24 protein-coding genes are annotated in these 23,771 nt (G+C 48.2%); 20 read left to right on the forward strand and 4 right to left on the reverse strand.

Features of this window, described 5'->3' with window-relative positions:
* The first annotated feature begins 290 nt into the window (after positions 1-290).
* From MHI42_RS20705 to cydC, 6 genes are all read left to right on the forward strand, one after another.
* Positions 291-491, forward strand: coding sequence for a cold-shock protein (locus tag MHI42_RS20705; RefSeq protein WP_019914582.1), 201 nt, complete (start codon positions 291-293; stop codon positions 489-491).
* Positions 492-583: 92 nt separating this feature from the next.
* Positions 584-814, forward strand: coding sequence for a cold-shock protein (locus MHI42_RS20710; protein ID WP_039295880.1), 231 nt, complete (start codon positions 584-586; stop codon positions 812-814).
* A gap of 223 nt (positions 815-1,037) precedes the next feature.
* The gene (locus MHI42_RS20715) at positions 1,038-2,426 is read left to right on the forward strand and encodes a cytochrome ubiquinol oxidase subunit I (RefSeq protein ID WP_171717756.1); all 1,389 of its coding nucleotides are present in this window, start codon (positions 1,038-1,040) and stop codon (positions 2,424-2,426) included.
* A 3-nt stretch (positions 2,427-2,429) separates the two neighbouring features.
* On the forward strand, positions 2,430-3,443 hold the full coding sequence (gene cydB, locus MHI42_RS20720; RefSeq protein WP_039295886.1) for a cytochrome d ubiquinol oxidase subunit II: 1,014 nt from the start codon (positions 2,430-2,432) through the stop codon (positions 3,441-3,443).
* Positions 3,443-5,206: a thiol reductant ABC exporter subunit CydD gene (gene cydD / locus MHI42_RS20725; protein WP_342420501.1), complete on the forward strand. Its 1,764-nt coding sequence runs from the start codon at positions 3,443-3,445 to the stop codon at positions 5,204-5,206. Before cydB ends, cydD begins: the two co-directional genes overlap by 1 nt.
* Positions 5,203-6,987: a thiol reductant ABC exporter subunit CydC gene (gene cydC, locus MHI42_RS20730; protein WP_342420502.1), complete on the forward strand. Its 1,785-nt coding sequence runs from the start codon at positions 5,203-5,205 to the stop codon at positions 6,985-6,987. Before cydD ends, cydC begins: the two co-directional genes overlap by 4 nt.
* Before the next feature lie 380 nt (positions 6,988-7,367).
* Here cydC and MHI42_RS20735 read toward each other — a convergent pair whose 3' ends face one another.
* The gene (locus MHI42_RS20735) at positions 7,368-8,705 is read right to left on the reverse strand and encodes a DUF2252 family protein (protein WP_342420503.1); all 1,338 of its coding nucleotides are present in this window, start codon (positions 8,703-8,705) and stop codon (positions 7,368-7,370) included.
* Between the two features lie 195 nt (positions 8,706-8,900).
* On the opposite strand from MHI42_RS20735, the gene MHI42_RS20740 reads away from it, so the two are divergent.
* Positions 8,901-10,685, forward strand: coding sequence for a M3 family oligoendopeptidase (locus tag MHI42_RS20740; RefSeq protein WP_342420504.1), 1,785 nt, complete (start codon positions 8,901-8,903; stop codon positions 10,683-10,685).
* A 103-nt stretch (positions 10,686-10,788) separates the two neighbouring features.
* Complete coding sequence (locus tag MHI42_RS20745) at positions 10,789-10,956, forward strand: CxxH/CxxC protein (protein WP_082452016.1); 168 nt, start codon at positions 10,789-10,791, stop codon at positions 10,954-10,956.
* A gap of 84 nt (positions 10,957-11,040) precedes the next feature.
* Here MHI42_RS20745 and MHI42_RS20750 read toward each other — a convergent pair whose 3' ends face one another.
* Complete coding sequence (locus MHI42_RS20750) at positions 11,041-12,453, reverse strand: MFS transporter (RefSeq protein ID WP_342420505.1); 1,413 nt, start codon at positions 12,451-12,453, stop codon at positions 11,041-11,043.
* A 225-nt stretch (positions 12,454-12,678) separates the two neighbouring features.
* Between MHI42_RS20750 and MHI42_RS20755 the strand changes: the two genes are divergently transcribed.
* The 4 genes from MHI42_RS20755 to MHI42_RS20770 all read left to right on the forward strand — a co-directional run bounded on the left by MHI42_RS20755 (position 12,679) and on the right by MHI42_RS20770 (position 15,204).
* Positions 12,679-13,038 (forward strand): helix-turn-helix transcriptional regulator, encoded by a 360-nt coding sequence (locus MHI42_RS20755; RefSeq protein ID WP_171717751.1) that lies wholly within the window; start codon positions 12,679-12,681, stop codon positions 13,036-13,038.
* A gap of 228 nt (positions 13,039-13,266) precedes the next feature.
* Positions 13,267-13,746 (forward strand): 23S rRNA (pseudouridine(1915)-N(3))-methyltransferase RlmH, encoded by a 480-nt coding sequence (rlmH, locus tag MHI42_RS20760; protein ID WP_039295905.1) that lies wholly within the window; start codon positions 13,267-13,269, stop codon positions 13,744-13,746.
* A 44-nt stretch (positions 13,747-13,790) separates the two neighbouring features.
* On the forward strand, positions 13,791-14,726 hold the full coding sequence (locus MHI42_RS20765) for a YafY family protein (RefSeq protein ID WP_342420506.1): 936 nt from the start codon (positions 13,791-13,793) through the stop codon (positions 14,724-14,726).
* A gap of 73 nt (positions 14,727-14,799) precedes the next feature.
* Positions 14,800-15,204: a VOC family protein gene (locus MHI42_RS20770; protein ID WP_342420507.1), complete on the forward strand. Its 405-nt coding sequence runs from the start codon at positions 14,800-14,802 to the stop codon at positions 15,202-15,204.
* A 99-nt stretch (positions 15,205-15,303) separates the two neighbouring features.
* Here MHI42_RS20770 and MHI42_RS20775 read toward each other — a convergent pair whose 3' ends face one another.
* On the reverse strand, positions 15,304-15,717 hold the full coding sequence (locus MHI42_RS20775; protein ID WP_342420508.1) for a MerR family transcriptional regulator: 414 nt from the start codon (positions 15,715-15,717) through the stop codon (positions 15,304-15,306).
* A 171-nt stretch (positions 15,718-15,888) separates the two neighbouring features.
* Between MHI42_RS20775 and MHI42_RS20780 the strand changes: the two genes are divergently transcribed.
* The 3 genes from MHI42_RS20780 (at position 15,889) to MHI42_RS20790 (ending at position 17,817) form a co-directional block, all read left to right on the forward strand.
* Complete coding sequence (locus tag MHI42_RS20780) at positions 15,889-16,833, forward strand: MBL fold metallo-hydrolase (protein WP_342420509.1); 945 nt, start codon at positions 15,889-15,891, stop codon at positions 16,831-16,833.
* A 289-nt stretch (positions 16,834-17,122) separates the two neighbouring features.
* The gene (locus MHI42_RS20785; protein ID WP_342420510.1) at positions 17,123-17,461 is read left to right on the forward strand and encodes a hypothetical protein; all 339 of its coding nucleotides are present in this window, start codon (positions 17,123-17,125) and stop codon (positions 17,459-17,461) included.
* Between the two features lie 20 nt (positions 17,462-17,481).
* Entirely contained in the window at positions 17,482-17,817 is a 336-nt protein-coding gene (locus MHI42_RS20790; RefSeq protein ID WP_171717746.1) for a hypothetical protein, read from the forward strand.
* A gap of 17 nt (positions 17,818-17,834) precedes the next feature.
* Here the strand turns inward: MHI42_RS20790 and MHI42_RS20795 are convergent, their stop codons facing one another.
* Positions 17,835-18,086, reverse strand: a complete 252-nt coding sequence (locus tag MHI42_RS20795; RefSeq protein ID WP_342420511.1) for a hypothetical protein — start codon at positions 18,084-18,086, stop codon at positions 17,835-17,837.
* 167 nt (positions 18,087-18,253) lie between these two features.
* Here MHI42_RS20795 and MHI42_RS20800 point away from each other — a divergent pair, with 167 nt between their 5' ends.
* From MHI42_RS20800 to MHI42_RS20820, 5 genes are all read left to right on the forward strand, one after another.
* Positions 18,254-18,589: a helix-turn-helix transcriptional regulator gene (locus MHI42_RS20800; protein WP_342420512.1), complete on the forward strand. Its 336-nt coding sequence runs from the start codon at positions 18,254-18,256 to the stop codon at positions 18,587-18,589.
* 149 nt (positions 18,590-18,738) lie between these two features.
* Positions 18,739-20,982: a DUF3656 domain-containing protein gene (locus MHI42_RS20805; RefSeq protein WP_342420513.1), complete on the forward strand. Its 2,244-nt coding sequence runs from the start codon at positions 18,739-18,741 to the stop codon at positions 20,980-20,982.
* Positions 20,983-21,032: 50 nt separating this feature from the next.
* On the forward strand, positions 21,033-21,716 hold the full coding sequence (locus MHI42_RS20810; RefSeq protein WP_042141824.1) for a response regulator transcription factor: 684 nt from the start codon (positions 21,033-21,035) through the stop codon (positions 21,714-21,716).
* Positions 21,717-22,718, forward strand: a complete 1,002-nt coding sequence (locus MHI42_RS20815; protein WP_342420514.1) for a HAMP domain-containing sensor histidine kinase — start codon at positions 21,717-21,719, stop codon at positions 22,716-22,718.
* Positions 22,719-22,819: 101 nt separating this feature from the next.
* Positions 22,820-23,758 (forward strand): VanZ family protein, encoded by a 939-nt coding sequence (locus MHI42_RS20820; protein WP_342420515.1) that lies wholly within the window; start codon positions 22,820-22,822, stop codon positions 23,756-23,758.
* Positions 23,759-23,771 lie beyond the last annotated feature (13 nt).

A 23,771-nucleotide genomic window follows, 5' to 3' on the forward strand; every position in this document is an offset into this window, starting at 1 on the left:
AAATTAATGGGGTAAACAATGATATCGGCTATAAATATTACTATTTAGACCAACTGGTAACCCTTACATTGGGAAGAAGACCTTATAAGGGAAAAAACGGAGAAATTCGGATGGGACAGCTTGCCTTTGTTAATAAGGTGTGGTAACATGAAATTATTCATACAATTGATACCTAATTCTCGCATTGAAAAGGGTTGTCAAATGAATCACAACCTTTCTCAATGTGTGAATTTTTTCTTTGTCTGAAGATAAAAAGAACATATTAATTTAAATTTGTGGAGGTAACACACATGCAAACAGGTACAGTTAAATGGTTCAACGCAGAAAAAGGATTCGGTTTCATCGAAGTTGAAGGCGGAAGCGACGTATTCGTTCACTTCAGCGCAATCACTGGCGACGGCTTCAAAACTTTGGACGAAGGCCAACGCGTTGAATTCAACGTTGTTCAAGGCAACCGCGGACCACAAGCCGAAAACGTTGTAAAACTGTAATTAATAGAAGGTGCCGTCCCCGCTTGTGAAAGTTGGGACGGTCTTTTTTTATCGTTACTCAGCTTGTAACATAAAGGAAGGGAGGAACGGCAATGAACTACCGGAAGAAGCCTTTGGAGGAAGTACCGGAAGAAAATACCGCAATATGGGCCTGTACCAACGATGGATGTAACGGATGGATGAGGGATAATTTCGCATTTGAGCATGCGCCTTCTTGCCGTCTCTGTCATTCCCCGATGGTTCGTAGCATGAAGATGCTGCCGCAATTGCTTAATTCGAATGGCGATCTCAAATCGCTTAAGAAAGGTATTTCCATTACCTAAACCAATGCCTTTATGAACCAAGACAACTATAAATGATGGACAAATCCAAGACGGTGAAACCGTCTTATTTTTTTTGCTTTCTTTATGTAATATTGTGATATTTGTCACAAATTTATTGAATTTCATGCTCAAACAGGGTGTATAATGTGATAATTATCACACTTTAGGCCCTGAAAATTTGACAGAATAGACATATCGAATGGGGAGAAGGAAGGGGAGAAATATGGATACAGTAATGCTGTCGCGTATACAATTTGCGTCGACGACGATTTTTCATTATTTCTTTGTGCCGGTATCAATCGGACTAGCGCTCTTAATTGCTATTATGGAGACCATGTACGTTAGAAAAGGCAATGAAGAGTACAAAAGAATGGCGCAATTCTGGGGGAAGCTGTTCCTCATTAACTTCGCAGTAGGCGTAGTGACAGGGATATTGCAGGAGTTCCAGTTCGGAATGAACTGGTCTGACTATTCGCGCTTCGTCGGTGATGTTTTTGGAGCCCCGCTAGCTATTGAAGCCTTATTGGCATTCTTCCTGGAGTCCACGTTCATCGGAATCTGGATCTTCGGCTGGGATAAGGTATCCAAGCGTATTCATCTATTATCGATTTGGCTGGTGGCCTTCGGAACGATGCTCTCGGCATTCTGGATTCTGGCCGCCAACTCGTTCATGCAGCATCCGGTAGGTTTCCAGATCAACAACGGACGGGCTGAAATGAATGATATCTTCGCACTGATTACAAACGGTCAGCTGCTGGTGGAGTTCCCGCATACAGTGCTTGCCGCATACGCTACAGGCGCATTCCTGGTAACGGGGATCAGTGCTTATAAATTGCTTAAGAAGCAGGACGTGGCCTTTTTCCGTAAATCGTTCGAGATCGCGGCCATTGTCGGTATTATCTCTTCATTTGGCGTAGCTGTTGCCGGACATGCCCAAGCGCAGTATCTGGTTGAAACACAGCCAATGAAGATGGCTGCTTCTGAAGGGCTATGGGGTGAGAGCGGCGACCCGGCGCCATGGACGGTCTTTGCTAATATCGATACAGAGAATCAGACCAGCAGCGGAGAGGTGCAGATTCCGTATCTCCTCAGCTTCCTGTCTTATAGTAAATTCTCCGGTGAAGTTAAGGGTATGCTGGAGCTCCAGAAGGAGTACGAATTAGCGTATGGACCTGGAGATTATATCCCGCCTGTCAAAACAACCTTCTGGAGCTTCCGGATCATGGTTGCGGCAGGCTCGCTAATGATTGCACTTGGTGTGTATGCCATCTACCTCATGTGGCGCAAGAAGATGGACAAACCGAATACCTGGTTCATGCGGTTCATGTTCTGGGGGCTGCTGCTTCCACCGATTGCCAACACGTCAGGCTGGATTATGACGGAGATCGGGCGTCAGCCATGGACAGTATTCGGACTTATGACTACGGAAGACAGTGTATCACCTAATATTACAAGCGGACAGGTGTTGTTCTCGGTGATTTCGTTTACCGCAATCTATGCCATACTGGGTGCGGTAATGATCGGCCTGTTCATCAAGGTTATCAAAAAAGGTCCTTATGCTATGGATAACGAACACGGTGAATCCCACGATCCGTATAACAAGGAGGACTAACCCATGTCACTTAATGAATTATGGTTTCTGCTGATTGCGGTGCTGTTTGTCGGGTTCTTCTTCCTTGAAGGCTTTGACTTCGGTGTAGGGATGGAGACGCAGATTCTGGCCAAGAATGATACAGAGCGCCGGGTACTGATTAATTCCATCGGGCCGTTCTGGGATGCTAATGAGGTATGGCTGATTACAGGAGCGGGCGCGATGTTTGCCGCCTTCCCGCATTGGTATGCGACGCTGTTCAGCGGATTCTATATCCCGTTCGTGTTCGCTCTGCTGGCGCTGATTGCCCGCGGTGTTGCCTTCGAATTCAGAGGTAAACGCGATTCGAAGACGTGGCAGAAAACCTGGGATGTCTGCATCTTCTTCGGCAGCTTCCTGCCGCCGTTCCTGCTGGCTGTGGTATTCGCCAGCTTCATCAAAGGCCTGCCGATTGACGGGGATATGCAGATGTATGCCGGTTTCTTCGATATCGTAAATGCCTATACAGTCGTAGCGGGAATTACAGTAGTCCTGCTGTGTCTGGTACATGGACTGATGTTCACCACGCTCCGCACCCTGGGAGACTTGCAGGAGCGGGCCCGTAAGCTGGCCCAGAAACTGCTGATTCCTCTGGCAGTGCTGCTGGTGGCCTTCGTTATAATGACGTACAACATGACAGATATCTTCGACAAACGCGGAACCCTGCTATGGATTGTAGTTGCTCTAGGCGTAGTTGCTTATCTGCTCTCCGGATATTTCATGACCAAGAAGAAGGATGGTTATGCCTTCGGAATGACCGGGGCGGTAATGGCGCTGTCGGTAGCTTCGATCTTCATCGGACTGTTCCCGCGGGTGATGATCAGCTCGCTGGATCAGGCGTTCAACCTGACGATTACGAATGCGGCTTCCGGCCACTATTCACTGAAGGTAATGACGATCGTGGCGCTGACCTTGCTGCCATTCGTGCTTGGTTATCAGATCTGGAGTTATTTCATCTTCCACAAACGGGTTCACGAGAAGGAGCATCTTGAATACTAATGGATAAAAATTTGCTTGGGTACAAAGGAGTAAAGCCTGTCTTTCTGATTGTCGGCTTCCTTACCCTGGTGCAAAGCCTGTCCATTCTTCTGCTGGCGAAATCGCTGGCCGAAGTTGTCTCTGCGCTGTTTGCGGGAGAACCGCTGAAGGAACAAGGGGCTAAATCGCTCTTGTTCCTTCTTGCGTTTCTCGTGCGCCATGCCTGTGCCATGCTGATGAGCCGCACATCTTACCGCTTCGCGGAAGCTACCGGCAGCAGCATGCGGAGACAAATGATGGACAAGCTGTTCCAGCTGGGACCGAGGCTGGCAGGTGACCGGGGAACCGGGAATGTGGTCACACTTGTGCTTGAAGGAGTAACCAAGTTCCGCACTTACCTGGAATTGATTATTCCGCGGATGGTCGGCATGGCGGTTACACCGGCCCTCCTGCTTGTCTATGTGTACACCCAGGATACGTCCAGCGGTGTCATTCTTACCTTAACGATGCCGATCATCATTGTCTTCATGATTCTGATCGGCATGACGGCCCGCAAGCAGATGGACCGTCAGCTGAAGTCCTATCGTACGCTTTCCAATCATTTCGTGGATTCGCTGCGCGGGCTGGAAACCCTGAAATTCCTGGGGCGCAGCCGCAGCCATAGCGAGAGTATCGCAGCGGTTAGCGACCGCTACCGCTCGGCCACGATGCGTACGCTGCGCGTGGCTTTCCTGTCTTCATTCGCAATGGACTTCTTCACCATGCTGTCGGTGGCATCGGTAGCGGTAAGCCTCGGACTGCGTCTGGTCAATGAGCAGATGACACTGGTTACGGGGTTAACGATCCTGATTCTGGCCCCGGAATATTTCCTGCCGGTACGGCTGGTGGGCGCGGACTTCCATGCCACACTCGACGGCAAGGAGGCCGGAGAGGCGATGAAGAGTATTATTGACCGTGAGGCCGTGCAGGCGAAGCTGCTGGAGCCGGGGGAACAGGAAGCTATACAGGGTGGCAAGGCTCCGGGAGCGTTTTTCACGTGGAACAATAACAGCTCTTTACGGCTTAACGAAGTTAGCGTCAAATATGAAGAAGAAGGCGCATCCTCGCTCGAAGAGGTGCAGCTTGAATTCAACGGATATGCGAAGATCGGCATTATCGGGGAGAGCGGGGCAGGCAAGTCTACACTCGTGGATATCCTGGGCGGCTTCCTTCATCCGACCTCCGGCAATATCACGATTAACGGAAATGGGGTCAGTGCGCTTACGGATGAGGAATGGCGCAAGCAGACCGCTTATATCCCGCAGCGTCCTTACATCTTCAGCGGCACACTGGCTGACAATGTGCGGTTCTATTATCCGGAGGCTACGCAGGAAGCTGTTGCGGCAGCACTGGAGTCTGCCGGATTATCGAAGCTGGTATCTTCGCTGCCGGGCGGCTTGGATGAAATGATCGGGGGCGGCGGACGTTCGCTAAGCGGCGGACAAGAGCAGCGTGTGGCACTGGCCCGTGCTCTCTTGAGCAGCCGTCCGGTTATGCTGCTGGATGAGCCGACGGCTCACTTGGACATTGAGACAGAATATGAGCTGAAGGAAACGATGCTGCCGCTGTTCGAAGGCAAGCTGGTATTCCTGGCTACGCACCGTCTGCACTGGATGACCGACATGGATCTGATTGTCGTCATGCAGCAGGGACGGGTAGCCGAAGTCGGCACACACAGTGAGCTGACAGCCCGTAAGGGTGCTTACTATGAGCTTATTCAAAGTCAATTGGAGGGAATCCATTGAAACGTGAAGGATGGTTTGCTCCCTATTACTCTGCCTACTTCTGGCGGTTCGTGCTGATCATTGCATTAGGCGCACTGACGATCTTCTCGGCGTCTTCCCTGATGTATACCTCAGGCTTCCTGATCTCGAAGGCATCGATTCCGCCGGAAAATATACTGATGATCTATGTACCAATTGTCGGCGTGCGCACCTTCGGGACAAGCCGGGCCGTCATCCACTATGTGGAGCGGCTCGTAGGACATGATACGATTCTTCGCATTCTCTCGAAGATGCGGATCCGGCTCTACAACATTCTGGAGCCGCAGGCCTTGTTCCTGTCCTCGCGCTTCAAGACCGGGGATATTCTCGGCATGCTGGCCGACGATATCGAATATCTGCAGAATGTGTATCTCCGCACGGTCTTCCCGAGCATCATCGCACTCCTGATCTATGCGGTAGCCGTTATTTCGCTCGGCACGTTTGATCTGGCGTTTGCCCTGCTTATGGGCCTGTACATGCTGATTCTGGTGGCCGTATTGCCGCTGATCTCCCTGCTGTTCACCCAGAAGCGCCAGCGTCAGGTGAAGCAGGAGCGCAACCGGCTGTATCAGAAGCTGACCGATGCCGTGCTGGGTCTGGGCGACTGGGTCATCAGCGGACGGCAGAGCCAGTTCGTCGACACCTATGAGGCCGACGAACAGACCGTCGCCCGCACGGACGGTGCGCTGCGGCGCTGGGCGCGGCTGCGCATGTTCATCGGCCAAGCCGTTGTCGGGCTTGGCGTGCTGTCCCTGCTCTACTGGGCAGGCGGACAGTATGCCGATGGAGCGATTTCCGGAACGCTGATTGCCGCGTTCGTGCTCGTCGTTTTCCCGGTAGCGGATGCTTTCCTGCCGGTATCGGAGGCCGTGGAGAAAATTCCGCAATACCGGAATTCACTGGAGCGTCTGAATGGGGTAGAAGCAGCGGAGGGAGCTGTGCTGCCCGCGGCCGAAGCAGCCAAGAATGCAGAAGCCAAAGCGAAGGCGGCTGCCGCTGTGCAGGCGATTCAGGCCAGCAGGCAGGCCCATATTGAACTGAAGTCGGCGGGCTACCGCTATGCGGCGGGAGACGACTGGTCGGTGCAGAATATGGCGCTGGACCTGCCGCAGGGCCGGAAGGTTGCCGTGATTGGCCGCAGCGGAGCCGGTAAATCGACGCTGCTCAAGATGGTGCAAGGCGTAATCACGCCTACCATCGGCTCAGCCACGATTAACGGAATTGACGCTGCGGCTTACGGTGAGCAGATTCCGCAGCTCATCGCCGTGCTGAACCAGAGCCCGCATCTGTTCGACACCACGGTGGCGAACAATATCCGGCTCGGGGACCCGGGGGCTTCGGAGGCAGCGGTTAAGCAGGCGGCAGCCCTGGCGAAGCTGGATCCATTGATCTCTTCGCTGCCGGAGGGCTATAACACTCCGGTACGCGAAGCAGGGCAGCGCTTCTCCGGCGGAGAGCGCCAGCGGATCGCACTGGCCCGTATTCTGCTGCAGAATACGCCGGTCGTTGTGCTCGATGAGCCAACGGTTGGCCTTGATCCGCGCACAGAGCGCGAGCTGCTGGCCACCATGTTCGAGGCGATGGCGGGCAAGACGCTGATCTGGGTTACCCATCATCTGGTGGGTGCGGAGCAGATGGACGAGGTGATTTTCATGGAGAATGGCCTGGTGGAGATGCGCGGCACCCATGCGGAGCTGATGGAGCGGGAACCGCGTTACCGCAAGCTGTATGAGCTGGACCGGCCAAGCCAATTCAATTCATAAATGTGCGGACGGCAAATAAATATGGATAGATCAAGAAGCTCTTTCCGCCCGGTTGCCGGGTAGAGAGAGCTTCTTTGATGTAGGGATAGCTGCATAATGTGCAATTAAAAACGGCGATTAGTTGCAATTGCAGACTTTAACTGTAGTTAATACAACTAAATCTGCCCGAATTCGCTAATGCGGTCTTTATAAGGCTGCTTAAGTGTACAGAATACAATTAAACGGATGCGGGGGCGGAAAACAGACCTTTTAGTTGTACGAAGTGCAGTTAAAGCGCAACAGATGTACCGAAAGCGGGATAGCTGTATCTCTGCTGTGCTTCAACAAGCGATTGTCAAAAGTAGAATTCACTGCGATTAATCTGAGGTAGTACCTGCCCGTTATATACCGTACTGCTCCGACACCCAATCCGTGAACATGGCATAGTCTTTCTCTACCTGCCCGGCATAGCCGTAAGCCCACTCTGCGATATAACGGGCAAAGGCATCAGAATCGGGACCCATGGCCTTGGCGATCTCCTGCTCACTATGATAGTCGAGAATACCCTTGTCGACATCGGCATCGGCGCGGGCATGCATTTTGGCGGTCAGGCTGCCCATCTGCTGGATAACTACGGTTAGCTCGTCTATGTCTGCGATATTCTCCAGCTTCAGACTTTTTTTGTACGGGGAACGCTCTCTGACATAGAACTCCCGGCCGTCCATCGTTAAGAAGCCGAGGTAGGGATCAGCCTTGTGGTGCATCGCCTGCTGGGTCGCGGATACACGTTTGCCCTGATGGGCAAAGGATTGCCAGAACGAATCTGAGTAGGGCAGGAAATAGGCGGGAACAGGAACACGGACTTCTTTGACCTCGAGTACAGTATCGTCGGTCCCGGCCTGCTCCATGCCGCCTTCAATGAGAATATAATAGCGGTCCAGTCCGATGGAAGCCGTTCCCGAGCCGCGCTTGACCGCGATGTCCTTGATCCGGAAATGCTCCTCGTTCAGGCTGCGTGTAACCACTGTCTGTGTATAGAAGCTCCAGGCCAGCTCCAGCTGTGCCTGCTCGGCAGCTCCGGGAATCAGCAGCTCCGAAGTCTCGAGGAAGACCCGGCTGGTCTGCATCTGGGCAGTGACCTTCTCCAGGAAATGACTCTGCCGGCGTTTCTCCAGCTTGCGGAGCAGCTTCTTGACGGGGCCTTTGGCCGTATCCTCATCCAGGACGAAATTTCCGGGATTGTCTTTACCATCACAAAAGCGGTGAATTTGACGGTAATACGCCTCCGCATAACTCCGGCTCAGCTTAAGCTGTTCTGTCTGACCCAGCCCGAGCTGTCTGCCGGCAAGCGCAATACTGACCGCCATCCGCAGCAGATCGTACAGATAAGAGCCGACATACCCCTCGTCAAAATCATTCACATCATACACAATCTCTCCGTCTTCACTGCGGAAGGCGCCGAAGTTCTCGAAATGCAGGTCCCCTTGAATCCATGTAGGGCGACCGGGTGAGCTATGGTAAGGGAAGTACTGCCGTGTCGTGTCAAAATAAAACAGATAGGCGCTGCCCCGGTAGAAGGAAAAGGCATTTTGCGCCATTTTGGTATATTTCTCCGTTCTCCGGTCAGGAGATAGGGCCATGATGCTGCCGTCGAACTCGTCAAAAATAGAAATCAGCAAATCTTTGCGCAGCTTTGAACGTGTACGTATGACTCCTTCGGTAATAGACTGGTTAACCATGCGGTGCTCCTTTCCGGAAATCGGTTATGGCTTGGTATATGGGTATAGTTGATTATATCTAATATTTCCATGGACTTCTAATTTGGCAGGCGTGATATACTGAAGTGGATTTTGCAGCAAGGATTATGGCGGGACAGGGTGGAAGCATGTGAGGATGAATTGTTCCTGCGACTTTAGATAAGGGGATGTTAGAAGATGCAATTAACATGGGATCTGGACCGGATCTATCCCTCCTTCCAGTCGGAGCAATTTCAGGAGGACCGCAGGCTGGTGGAGACACTTGCCGGGGAGCTGAATACATGGTCAGCCTCGCAGATGAATAGCGCTCAGGATGCTGCTAGTGTGATGGGAGAGTTCCTTAGACAATATAATGCTTATCAACATATATATCTTCGCTTGTTCAGCTACGCGGAATTAAGGTTCAGTGCAGACAGCAGTAATACGGAAGCCGTTAATCTGATGGATGAGCTGGAGGAGGTTACTTACGGTGCGGTTGAAGCTTTAGTCAGCTTCAGCAAATGGCTGGCGAAGGTAAGCGCAGATGAACTGGAGCAGAGTATCGGGTCGAGCGCTTATCTGGAGCAGCACGCCTTCTACTTGCGCGAGCTTAAGAGTAAATCAGAGCATTTACTCAGCGAGGAAGGCGAAGCGGTGATTGCCCGGATGCAGGCGACGGGGTCCAAGGCTTGGGAGCGGCTGTACATGCAGACGCTGTCTACCTTGCGGGTCGAGGCGGAGCTGGACGGGGTGAGCCGGAGTGTGTCGCTTGCCGAGCTGCGCAATCTCGCCTATGATCCCGATCCTGCGGTACGCCGGGCGGCGGCAGAAGCGGAGCATGAGGCCTGCCGCCGTGTAGCTGAGCAGAGTGCAGCCTGCATTAATGCCGTAACCGGGGAGGCTGCGGCCGTCTATGAGCTGAGGGGATATGCTTCACCACTGCATAAAGTGCTGGAAGCATCGCGGATGGATCAGGAGACACTGCAGGTGATGCTTCAGGCCATCGAAGAGAGCCTACCGGACTTTCAGCGCTATTATGCCAAAAAGGCGGCATTGCTGGGGCATGCGGGAGGGCTGCCGTTTTGTGATGTTTTTGCGCCTGTCGGGACGGCGGAAGCTGCTGCGGAGCGCATCACTTATGCTGAGGCCCAGGCGATGATTATGGCCGGCTTCAGCAGGTTCAGCCCGGAGCTTGGCGCGTTCGCCCGTAAGGTGTTTGAGCAGCGCTGGATCGATGCCGAGCCGCGGAGCGGTAAAGGCAACTTCGGGATGTGCGTTGATATTTTCCCGGTTGGGGAGAGCCGGATCATTACCAGCTTCAATGGCAATTATATAGATGTGAGCGTGCTGGCCCACGAGATCGGTCATGCGTACCACAGCAGCCGCCTAGCTGGGGAAACGATGGTTAACACGGAATATCCGGTTCCGATTGCCGAGACGGCGTCGATTTTTTGTGAGAGTCTGATTCATGTGGAGCTGCTTCAGTCTCTGCCTGCGGGTGAAGCGGCTGCCATACTGGAGCGGAGTCTCTCGGATGCAGGGTATTATATCGTTGATTTCTATGCCCGGTATGGCTTCGAGAGCGGGTTATATGCCCGCAGGAAATCCGGTGCTCTGTCTGTGGAGGAGCTGAACGCGCTGATGCTGGAATCCATGCATGCGGCTTACGGTGAAAGTGTGCTGCCGGACTCGATTCATCCTTACCAGTGGATCAGCAAAGCCGGGTATTATATGGCGGGTAATGAGTTCTTGAACTTCCCGTATTCCTTCGGATTATTGTTCTCCAAAGGGCTGTATGCGCAGTACAAGAAGCGGGCCGGGGCCTTCGTAGAACGCTATGAGCAGTTCCTCTCAGCGACCAGTACCATGAGCATTGCAGATGCCGCGAAGCTGATGGATATCGATGTACATTCACTGGCATTCTGGCAGGATGCGCTCGGGCTGATTGCCGGGGATATTGATAAGTTTACGGGACAGGGATAAGGACGGATTTTTGCGCTGCGGAAGGTTCCTTTTTGCGGGGAAATGTGGTAGAACAGTAGTAGAAGTATACACCGAAGCGGAACAGAAAGGGATGCTTGATTGAATGTATGTAGTGTGTAAGGAACACGTAGAGCTGGCCATCGACAAATTTGTGGACGAATACGAGGATGCACCCGATGTAGTGGATCTGAAGGAGACCGAGTTCTCGGACTGGGACCCGCCGGCGAAATGTGCGGAATGTGAGAAGAATGCGGAATATCTGGTGGTCTGAGGACTGCTGAGATTAGAAAAAACACCCTGTAGCCGTGAATGGCTGCGGGGTGTTTGGGCTTTCTGGCATAAACATTACTTAATGTTAGGCGTCTGCTGCTTCCGCCATTTCGGCCAGCGAGCTGCTCTGGCTGCTGCGCCCATATATAAAGGCTGATACAATCGCGACGATTGCCGCAATGGATAATCCCCAGTAGATGTTGGAGTAAGCCGTCTGGAGCGGTAGACCACGTTGCCATTCCAGAGCGCTTGCGGCCATCGCCACGCTGAAGGCTCCGCTGAAGAACTGCAGCAGCTGGAACAGCCCCATTCCGGAGCCAATCTGCGAAGCAGGCAGAATGCGCGAGATTTCGTTCGATACGCTGCTGGACAGTACGGTGAACGAGAGACTCATAATCATATAGACGAGCATGACAGCAACCCACGACCGCCCGGCGAACAAGGCGAACAGTACGGTCGCGGCTAGTACCAGGAACGGTGCCAGGCGCAGAATTCCGGCATTGCCGTAGCGGTCAATGATCCGCCCCACGGTGCGGGAGACGAAGATCGCCAGCAGCGAGCCGGGGAAGATTACCAGTCCGGCATGGCTGGCGCTGAAGCCGAAGCGGTGAACCAGAATCTGCGGCAGCAGGAACAAGGTGGCGAAGCTGCACAGGTAGGAGGCGACACCAACCAGGGCCAGCACGAGATAGGACCGGTTATGGAACAGCGCCGGCATCACGAATGGATCAGGAGTGGTACGGATGCGGCCGACAAACAAGATAATTGCTACTATTCCGGCGATCAGGGCAACCCACAGTCCGCTGGTCAGGAAAAGCAGCAGACCGGTGGTGCCGACACCGAGGAACACTCCGCCCAGGATGTCGAAGGAGCCCCGGGTGGGAACTTCCTTAGGCAGAAGGATCAGGAACAGCGGCACCAGGAGCAGAATAGCTGCCGTGACCGCGAACAGCCAGGTCCAGCCGAGATACTCGACAATGGAACCCCCGGCTACCGGCCCGAGTCCCAGGCCCAGCGAGACGGCGGACATGATCGTTGCCATTGCTTTGCCGCGGCGGGCCTGCGGGACATAGCGGGTGAACAGGACGAGCGATAAGGACATTACTGCGCCTGCTCCCGAAGCTTGCAGAATGCGCACAATAAGCAGGAAGATAAAGTTGGTGCTGAAGAAACCGGCCACGGCAGCAAGCCCCAGCGTAAGCAGCCCGATAACCAGCAGCCGGCGGATCGGCAGGAAGTCAGAGAGCCGGCTGTATGTGATTGAGGCAATAGAGAACATGATGGAATACCCGGTAACAATCCAGGAGGCGGATGCTGCTGTGATGCCGAAGGTCTCGGTCACATCAGGCAATGCCAGATTGAACATCGCTGTATTCATAATGACGAGAACAACAGCAATGCTGAATAGCAGAGTCAGCAGTCCTTCGCGTGGAAGAGTTGCCTGCGGAGCAGCGGTTGAATCGTTTGTACTGTCCTCAGATGTATGTAATGAGGTCATTTAAGGGCCACTCCTTTGTTATTGGACTTATTTAAAATAAAAAACTAAACATTTTTATTTTATAGTTCGATTACTTACGAACAATTGAAATATAGCATGGGCTGATGTAAAATGCAATTAGGAAATGAATTTAACAGGATGCAGATCAGAAGATATAAATTAGGAAGATATTATTTTAGAAGGAAAAATTCAAGTACAATTCTGTACTCCGAAGGAGTCTTACTAATGAAGCAGCTCCATCATCCGGACCGTAACGATATTCAGCTTGCCTCCGTGCTGTATGCACTTAGCGATCCGGTCCGTTTATATGTAGTGTCAGAAATCCGCAAGCATGGCGCACAGGCCTGCAACTGCTTCAAGGTGCCGATTGCCAAGTCCACGCTGACCCATCATTCCCGGACACTGCGCGAAGCAGGCGTGGTGTATACGCAGGTGCAGGGCACGCAGCGCATTCTGTCACTACGGACGGAGGATCTGGACGAGCGGTTCCCCGGCCTGCTGGATTCGGTACTGAAGGCTTATGAGATGTCTGAGCCGGGTGAGGGATTTGGGGAGCAGGAGCAAGTGGCGGAAGAGCAGGGGTAGAGGAGAACGAACTGTAAGATGGCTGAAGAGCTAGGATATAGGAATAGAAAGGCGGTTTCCGGTTTATTTTTACCCGGAAATGTGGTAGAACATAGAGGATAACCTTAAGCAGAAAGGACGTAGCGGATACGTCCTTTTGCTGTTTATATAATGAGATAACGGTGATTGAGCGGCGGAATTTCAGCGAATGGTACAGGTATATAGAAGCGTAACCCACAGGAGGAAGATATGTTCATTCAGATTATCGGCGTAGGCAAATTGAAGGAAAAGTATTTGGTTAGCGGCATCGCAGAATATGCCAAGCGGCTTACGCCATACCTCAAGTTTCAGATGATTGAGGTGGCGGATGAGAAGGCACCTGACAACCTCAGCGATGCAGAGGTTGTTCAGGTGAAGGTGCGCGAGGGCGAGCGTATCCTCGCGCATATCAAGAGCGAGGCGCATGTCATTGCGCTCGCAATCGACGGCAAGCTCTGGAGCTCGGAAGAGCTTGCCGCCGAGATCGACCGGCTCGGCACCTACGGGACGAGCCATGTCGTCTTCGTCATCGGAGGCAGCCACGGGCTCTCCGATGAGGTAATGCGCCGCGCCCAGCAGCGCATGAGCTTCGGCCGAATGACGCTGCCCCATCAGCTCATGCGGCTGGTGCTGGTGGAGCAGGTTTATCGGGCGGTGAAGATCAATCGGGGGGAACCGTATCATAAGTAGGGGCAAGTTTCTGTTGCACAGCATACCGTTTCGAGGGGGCAGCAATGAATAAAACAGACCGTTTATTAGCCATCGTGCTGGAGTTGCAAGGCAGGAAAGTGGTACGTGCCGAAGATTTGGCGGCCCTGTTTGAAACCAGTGTACGGACCATTTATCGTGATATTCAGGCGATCAGCGAAGCGGGTGTACCGATTATAGGCACTACAGGTACAGGGTATTCCTTAATGGAGGGATATTTTCTGCCGCCGATCAGCTTCACTATAGAGGAAGCCGTAACCTTACTCATAGGGACGGATTTTATTGAGCTCCGATTTGATGATGATTATCGTGATAGAGCTAAGGCTGCTCGGAGGAAGATCGAGGCCACATTATCAGACGGTGTTCGCAATGAGACCTCACGTATACGCAAGGCGCTGCGATTGCTTGCTCCGGGCCGGCAGGCAGCTCTGTCAAATGAAAGGGATAATCTTGATAAGATTCGCCGGGCAATATTAGGCGGGCGAAAGATCAGATTTCATTATTCGAAGAAAAGTATTGATTCTAAGGGGAACCACCATAGCGATCGCACCGTAGCTCCCTATGGCCTCGTACTCGTTGAAGGATCATGGATGCTCGTGGCTTATTGCGACATACGCCATTTCCGATTGGCCCGAATGACTGAACTTGTAGAACTGGAAGAGCGATTCGAGCTTCCTGTGCATTTTGACTTAAGAGAGTATACCCCTCCGGATGATCGCCACTTGCGCGTTCATCTTCGATTTAATCATGACCTCGCAGATAAGGTGAAGGAATCCAACTATCATTACATTGAAGAAATGAATGAGCATCAAGCTGGATTAGATGTGGTTTTACGCGTACGCCAACTGGATGAATTGATGCAATGGGTGCTCGGCTGGGGGGCGGGTGTAATCGTATTGGAGCCTGAATCATTCCGGAATAAGATTCGTGAGGAAGCCCGAAAAATCTCAGAACGCTACTGACATAACGCTGTCAGTAGCGTTGTTTTATTATCGGGTATGTAAATATAAAGGAGTATAGGAAGGATGATATTTTGTGAATTTTGCTTCTGTACGCATCATTACCGACGATGTGAATCGTCTCGCCGAGTTCTATGAAAAAGTCCTGGGGGTTTCGGCGGTGCACCCCGCGCCTGTTTTTGCCGAACTCGTTATGCCGGCATGTACCCTGGCAATCGGCCACTCCCAAACGGCGCAGCTATTCGGCGCTGGTTCCGTAGTGGCAGCGAGCAATCACACTGTCATCATCGAGTTCCACGTCGACGATGTCGAAGCCGAATACACACGCTTGAAGCCAATTGTCTATGATTGGGTAAAAGAACCGACCACGATGCCGTGGGGGAACCGTTCTATGCTGTTTCGTGATCCCGACGGAAACCTGGTAAACCTCTTCGAGCCGGTGACCGAGGAAGCGATTAAACGGTTTAGTGGCAGGCATTGATTAACTGATCTTCATGAGGGTCATGTCGAGTAACTGGCACAGGGTGTCTGATTTTCTACATCAGACACCCTGCAGTGTTCACGCAGGATTACGCCGCTATTATCTAGAATTTACTATGTCTTCTTTCGTAAGTTCTTGGTATAGGGTAAGTTTCTCTTCGGCGAGAGAAATCATGTAATCAATTTCTTGCCGCCTGGATTCCAGTCCCATAAGATGCTTCTCAAGGATTTCAATCCGCGCTTTTAAGGTAGGATTATAATTAGAGGGATTCTCCCCTTGTTGAATTTTATCCATTACACAACCCTCACGAGTAAATTCCGTAATCTCCTCAAGCGATAAGCCCAATTTTTTTAGTTTATTTAGACATTGAATGTAGGAAACCTCGCTTTCTTTGTAGACGCGTGCCCCTCCATTACTACGCTTGGGTTCATGTAGTACCCCGATTTTTTCATAATAACGAATCGTATAAGGAGTTAATCCCGTTTGTTCTGACACCTGACTTATCGTAAGCATCCGATTTCTGCCCCTCCTTTTTAATGCTGATATTGAAAAATATTATACAGCCTTTAGTTAACTTAAAGCCAATGTTTACAATCGTCCCTAACTTCACCCTAAAAAATCTCTTGACTTCCAGTTGACTCTAACTTGTAAGTTAACTTTACTAATTGATAAAGGGGTGTAACAATGAACAACGAATATTTCACGATTCAACAAGCAGCGGAAGGGATCTGGGGTGCTATTTCGGTTCCAGGCAGCGGTTCTCTGGGGAATGCAGCAATTATTGATCTTGGGGATTTAACCGTTGTAGTGGATACAACCAACCTGCCGCATTCTGGTGCTTTGTTACGTCATACTGCTGAACAATTAACCAACAAACCGGTTAAATATGTAGTGAATACACATTTTCATGGAGATCATGTCAACGGCAATCAGGAATTTATGAAAAGCGAAGTAATATCTACCGTTTGGACAAGAGATTTGCTTTCTGATATGGGGGAAGTGAATATTGATCTCATGCAGCAAAACATTCAAAAGTTAATATCTAGCCTAAATCATGTACGTTCAAAGCAAAGAGATCCCCACATGCTAACTGAAATCGACTATGATCTTTCCGTACAGCGAGCCCTTTATGATGCTATTCCTTCCCTTTGCAGGGTGATACCCACGATAACTTTTGACGATACACTCGTTATTCAAGGAACAAAACGAACAATCGAAGTTTTATCTTACGGAGGCGGTCATTCTTTAAGTGATGCTGTTGTGTACGTTCCAGAAGAGCAAACTTTGATCGCTGGTGATTTAATATCGACTAAGACCATTCCGGTCATACCATACGGTAATCCATATGCTTGGATACGCATCCTTAAACGCATTCAAAAAGACCTAAAGGTCGATACTATCGTTCCGGGACACGGAGATGTATCTAATTCAGATCGAATCACGGATGTCATACGCTTTTTGGAGAAAACGATCACTTATGTTTCTGGAGCTGTAAAAAGCGGGAAATCAGAGTCTTACTGGCTGGAACAAGGGGTATTAAAAGGCTATGAGGATTGGCATCTGCCCCAGTATTTCAGATGGAACTTTCGCTGGCTCTTTAATAGTATGCTTGTTCAAAACAACAGATGAGGCAGCAAGCAACACTGTTTGCAAAATAAATATAGAAAAGAGGAATAAGTATGAGTATGTGAAGCTCGGCCATATAGGTCTGGATATAGCGAAGAGAGATCAGGGCGTAATTATGACCGAGATATATAAAAGTTCGAAAAGACTCAACACTGACTATATGGACCTTTATCAGATTTATAGATTGGATAACACCACGTCGATTGTTTCAGGCTACTGAGGGCATACCTTATATCCTAAAACCAAATTTCACAGTCTAGACTGTAAACTTGGATTGATAGGAGAAAAAATAATGGATTATTGGAATTATAGAGCTCTAAAGAAGAAATGTAACGAAGAATGTACATCTTATTCAGTTTGTGAGGTGAGTTGGAAAAAAGACCCCAGCAGGTTTCCAGTAAACGAATGGATGCGTGACATCGTTGTAAATTATGGTGAAATCAAGGATAAGACAATTTATGGTGATACGTGGACGGTGCTGGTTAGGGTAACAAGACATATTGAGGGTACGTGGGATACTTATGCTGACGTAGCTTTTATAGTTGACGAAGCACCATGGCAATTGCTCAAAACTGGTTATAGCTTTAATCTCTGGGCAGGAAAGGATATTGCAATAGTCACTATAGTTTGATTCATTAAGGAGCTAAGATAATGGACGATAATAGGAAAGATGCTTTGGTAACACTTTGTATGTTAAAACTTCGTTTCCAGAATGAACTACAAGTAGATTTAATGAATATTCAAAAGAAAACAAAAGAGTTAGTAAATATGGGACTGGATGAGCAATCCATTATAACTTCTATTCAACGTTTAGAAGACAGGGGACATGTTAAAAAAAATAGTGAGAATTTACTGTTAGCTTCAGGAATTGTGCATCATTATATAGAGATTCTTCAGTATGACGATGAAGTTAATATCGAAGAAACCTTAGGCATATTAGAGAATCGTATTCGGAACCATACAGACCACCGGAGATACGACTTGTAAAATGTATTCGAAATTTCCTAAATTCCCATCCTCCAGCACAACTCCTCCAAAACCTCAGCCGCCCGTCTCATAACTCTCTTCATATCCTCATCTTGTATCACCTCTAACTCCTTCCCCTCCCCATTAACGATAAAATTCAACTCACCGACAAACACCACAATCTCGAGCCCAGGATTATAATCTGTATGTATTAGCAGCAATAGATCACTTAATGATATCTCAGTACCAAACGCTGCCCTATTTTCATAGATGTATAACGCACGAATCATAGAGTTAAGTGCTGAATGACAAAGAAAGAACGGCCTCCTACACCGCTTTTGGAAAAGTATTACACAATTATAATACCTATAGATATTAAAATAAATAATAATATTTATTGTTTGGTGTTTACCTTTATGAAACTTGTCTACACTTTTGACATGGAGAGGTGAACACCGTGATGGATAAGGAAATACTGAAGCTCGTCGGAACCCGGATTCGTGCTCTTCGGAAAGAGCGGGGCTTGTCTCAGGAGGCGCTGGGGGAGAAAGGCGGATTTCATTTTTCATATATAGGGCAGATTGAGCGTGGTGAGAAGAACGTTTCTTTATTGAATTTACATAAGATAGCGGAATCGCTTGAAGTTAATTTAGTTCAGCTGTTTGCGTATCAGAATGAAAAGTTTATGGTTACCTCAGCTGAGAGCGATATTCAGGATATTGTAGATATGCTTCGTGACGCTAATGATGAGAAGATACGCGTGGCGAAAAATGTACTTAAAGAATTATTATGAGATACGTCCCTCAGAGCAAATGAAGTCATTTAAAACAAGCGCACAAGCCATTGGCTTGTGCGTTTTGCTGCAGCTTAAGTATAGTTCTTATTTTATGATTAATGGTGCTGAGTTTCAGCGGTTAAAGAAGTAGGAGGTAAGGATAATTTATGACGGAATTATTAGCTCCAGCAGGTAGTATGGAGGCTTTAAAAGCTGCAATATCTAATGGTTGTGATGCAATATACTTAGGAATGCAAAAATTTGGTGCACGTGCATACTCATCTAATTTTGATTTAGAAACGTTAAAAGAGGCTGTTACGTATGCGCACCTGAGGAACGTTAAAATCTATGTTGCCATGAATACCATCGTTTTTGAAAACGAAGTTGAAGAGATGAAAGTGCAGATACAGGAATTAAATAAAATCGGTGTGGATGGCATTATTGTCCAGGACCTGATTGCTTTCGATTATATCGTTAAAAACTTTGTTGATATGGAAGCACATTGTTCAACTCAAATGGGAATAGATGATGTAGACGGAACTTTATTATTTAAAGAACTTGGTGCGAAAAGAGTTGTTCTGTCCCGTGAGGTCAAGATTGAAAAAGTAAAAGAGATCAAAAGAATAGCTGAAATCCCTTTAGAAATTTTCGTTCACGGTGCTTTATGTGTATCTTATTCGGGGAATTGTCTAATGTCAGGATTGCTCGGCAATCGATGCGCAAATCGCGGAAGATGTGTGGGTTCATGCCGTAAGGAGTATGAACTAATCGATAAGACAACAGATACATCTTTAGGGAAAAGCTATATTCTATCTACTAAGGACTTGAACACCATCGATTATATCCATGATTTAAAAGAAATCGATTCTTTAAAAATAGAAGGCCGAATGAAGGCGCCTACGTATGTTGCTAATGTTGTATCCAAATATCGCAAGGCCTTAGATCATAAAATAACCGAAGAAGACAAAGAAAATCTGAAAAAAACATTCAATAGAACATTTACTAAAGGGTATTTGTTTCACGAAGACAGGAGAAATATTACAAACATCTTAAAACCTAATAACTTTGGTTATGAAATTGGAACAATCAGCGGGATTGTTAAAGACATGTATGAAATAACACTTACACGTCCTTTAAATCAGAACGATACCATTCGAATCAGTCACAACAATGAAGATGTTAATCTAACGGTTGCCAAACTGTACGATAAAGATGGCGAATTAATCAACAAAGCAGAGGATGTATGCTATATCAAAATCAAAGAAAAGATGTCTAAGGGAGATTTAGTATATAAAACGAAGGATTATTTCTATAACAAAGAATTAGAAGCATCACTGGAAAAAGAATTTAAGCGGTTTAACCTCGATATTAGAGTATATGCATGTCCAGATTCAAAGCTTGTCATAGATGCGGAAGGCTTAGGCTTTAATTATTCCTATGAAAGCGAGGAAATACTGGGCGAAGCCATTAATAATCCAACAACAAAAGACCAGGTAATCAAGCAATTCTCAAGATTAAATGATACGATATTCGAACTTCATCATGTCGAGTATGAGGAATGCAATGCATTTATTCCAGCTAAACTGTTAAATGCAGCAAGAAGAGATATTGTACTGGGCTTGTATGACTTAAAGCTTAACAGCCAGCAGAAAAGAACCAAGGCTTTTGAAGCAAAAGAAAAAATAAGCTTTGCCCCTGTAAAGCCATACCTTACGGCCTCTGTAACGACTAAGGAACAGTACGATGCTTGCGTGAGCTGTGGAATTAAGGAAATCTATTACGAAAATGTGGTTAGAAGAAATCAGAATGATTATAAGGAACAAGAAGGACAGCTACTAATTGGAGGATATGGGGGGATTAATCACTATAGAGAAACAAACCCGTTTGTTACGGACTATTCTCTAAATGTTATTAATGCCACTAGTTGCTATGAATTATATAAATTAGGTGCAAAACGAGTCACTTTATCTTATGAATTGAATAAGAGCCAAATTGAAGATTTAATGAATGCCTATGTTAAAGAAAATGACGGCTACCCTGCACTGGAAATGGTTGTATATGGCAGGGCTCCTTTGATGTTTACGAAATATTGTCCGATGAAAAAAATGAATCAATGCAGAATTTGCAAAACGAAGAGCTATGAGTTAAAAGATGAGCATGGAACGTTCCCTATCATTTCCCATGATGATTGTACAACGACTCTCCTTAACGGGAAGACGCTTAATCTGTTGGATGAGCTACAAGATATCCAAGGAATTGAGGCGCTCAGATTAAACTTTACAGTTGAATCCAAAGAGCAGGTTGTGGAAGTCATTAATATGGCATCAGGCAAATTAAATGGCTCAATAGATAATGCTGTCTTTAATCAGGAAACAGACACAAGAGGGCATTATAATAAAGAGATTGTGTAATCGTGGAATTCATTAAATGTTCTAAAATCAATCCTAAGGATGAACTTCAGATGAAAATATTATTAGTTGAAGATGATAAGACGATCGCGTCGGGACTGGAATATTCGCTGCAGCAAGAGGGTTATTGGACCGTTCTCTGCCATGACGCCGCTTCAGCCCGAAAGGTGCTCGCCGAAGACATCGATCAGTTCACTTTGTGCCTGTTCGATTTACAGCTTCCGGACGGAACTGGCTATGAATTATGCAAGATGGTGAAGGAACGACGGGATATCCCGGTCATTTTCTTAACAGTGATTGATGATGAGGTCAATGTCGTGATGGGACTCGATATGGGAGCCGATGATTACATTACCAAACCTTTTCGGGTTCGCGAGCTTCTCTCCCGGATCAAGTCCGTCTTGCGGAGATACCAGAAGCTGTCCCATGCCGGAGCGGTCATCGACATTGACAATGTGCGCATCCATACGCTGGAAGGCAAAGTATATAAAAACGGTGCCGAAATTTCGCTAACCGCCTTGGAATACCGCTTATTGCTGATCTTTGGCAACCACGTTGGACAGGTCCTCACCAGGAATCAGCTCTTGGAGCAAATCTGGGATGTGGCCGGCGACTTCGTGAATGACAACACGTTAACGGTCTATATCAAAAGGCTAAGGGAAAAGCTGGAGGATAATCCAGAGCAGCCGGCTCTGATCAAAACGGTACGCGGTTTAGGCTATAAGGTTGGTGATTAAATGCTGCGCAATCGGGAAAATCAACTATTATTACTCGTCATGGGTTCGATCAGCTTATCGGCGATCGTCATTGCTGCTTTCATTTCGTCTGTCGCCGCAGCCCTGGTTTTTATTGTATCCGTGCTGCTTACCGGCACAGCTGTATTATTCACGAAACGGAGATATTACGAGCTAGAGAAGCTGTCCGTCTATTTGCGGGAGATTAGCAGCGGCCAGGCCTCCCTTGACCCTCGCGATAATCAAGAAGGTGAGCTTAGCATCTTAAAGAATGATATTTACAAGGTGACACGCATGCTCTCCGAGCATCGTTCGCTATTGCAGCGGGATAAGCTTCAACTGACCGATGCCATCTCCGATATTTCACATCAGCTCAAAACACCGATCACCTCTATGACAGTCATGGCAGATCTGTTAAGCGCCCCTGATCTGCCTCCACTCAAAAGAACGGAGTTCACCCATCATATTCGCATTCAGCTTGAACGGATCGATTGGCTTGTTTCATCCTTATTAAAGCTAGCGAAAATGGAAGCGGGAACTATCCCGTTCAAAAAAGATCGAATACACATGGAAACCCTAATCCAAAAGGCACTGGAGCCGGTTATGATTCCGATGGATATTAAGGGACAGACCGTTTCCATCACAGGGGATGACAACGTCTCTTTTGCCGGCGATTTCCATTGGACTGCTGAAGCGGTTATCAATATTTTGAAAAATGGAGTGGAGCATACACCTGAGGGCGGTGCGATTACCATCACATTTTCCGACAACGTGCTATTTACGGAAATCGTTATTGCTGACAACGGAGAGGGCATTCCGAAAGAGGATTTGCCTTATATTTTCAAACGTTTTTATAAAGGAAAAAATGCTAATGAAGGAAGCATCGGTATAGGGCTTGCGATGGCTCACAGCATCATTGCAAGCCAGAACGGCGTGATTGATGTAACGAGCGACAGCGGGACTGGTACAGAGTTTCGGATCAAATTTTATAAGCATGTGATTTAACAGCACTCCGTAAGTGACTGAACTGTCACCTCCAACGTCACTGTAAAGTCATTTTGGACAGATAAAATGATATTCATCAGATGAACGATGGAGGTACAACCATGCAAATGAAGCAGCAGCGCAAGATTACTTTTTTTATCACGATAGGCTACACCCTGATTATTCTTTATTTTATGTTTTTTGCTTTCGGCAGAGCGGATACTGTAGATCAAACCAGTCAGTACACCTTTATTTTTTTGCCGGACGATTTTTTTAGGGTGCCGGGTCTTTCCGATCTTCTACATCCGACACTGATGGACTTGGTGGGTATTGGAAACTTCGCAGCCTTCATACCTTTTGGCATACTGCTTCCGTTGTTATACCGCACCAGCTTTGTTCGCTTCATGACAGGGTTTATCCTGTCCATTCTTGTGGTGGAGACCATCCAGGCACTAACCTTCCTCGGCAGCTTTGACACGAACGACGTCATAAAGAACTCATTGGGCGCTGCTATTGGATTCGTGGCGTACATGATTGGCTTCCGTACAAAAAACTATTGGAGAAATATCACTGCTACGGGAATTGCCGGTGCTGTCTTAATGCTCGGCGTGTGGGGGATCTTAGGAGTAGTTGATCAAGTGTTCACCAAAGAGTTGGCTCCTTTTGTAGCGATAAACGAATGGAAAGATAGTACCGGAAATCGATTAACGGGAACTAAACAGGACAGTCTTAAGATTGGCGGTCAAGACGTGACACCCCAATATAATGTGTATGGCATCGAAGGTAAAAAGAAGGAAACATATACGTATTCGCTAGGCAATAAGGGACCGCTGTATCTTAGCTTGAATTATGGAATTCCTGACCATAAGGATTTTCAGGGCAGCCTTAAGGTTACCGTTGACGGGCATGAGCTCCTGTCTGTATCTGCAGAAGATCAGCTCCATGAGCCGGATAATAGGATCCTTTATCTCACCCGGGCTAATGAGCTTAAGATAACCATTGAGGGGAATGAAACCCTTTGGGATGTTGGATATAGAGAGATGGTATATACCTGGAATTGAGCATCTAGGGAAG

This window comes from Paenibacillus sp. FSL E2-0178, from assembly GCF_038593005.1.
GTDB lineage: Bacteria > Bacillota > Bacilli > Paenibacillales > Paenibacillaceae > Paenibacillus_AQ > Paenibacillus_AQ phytohabitans.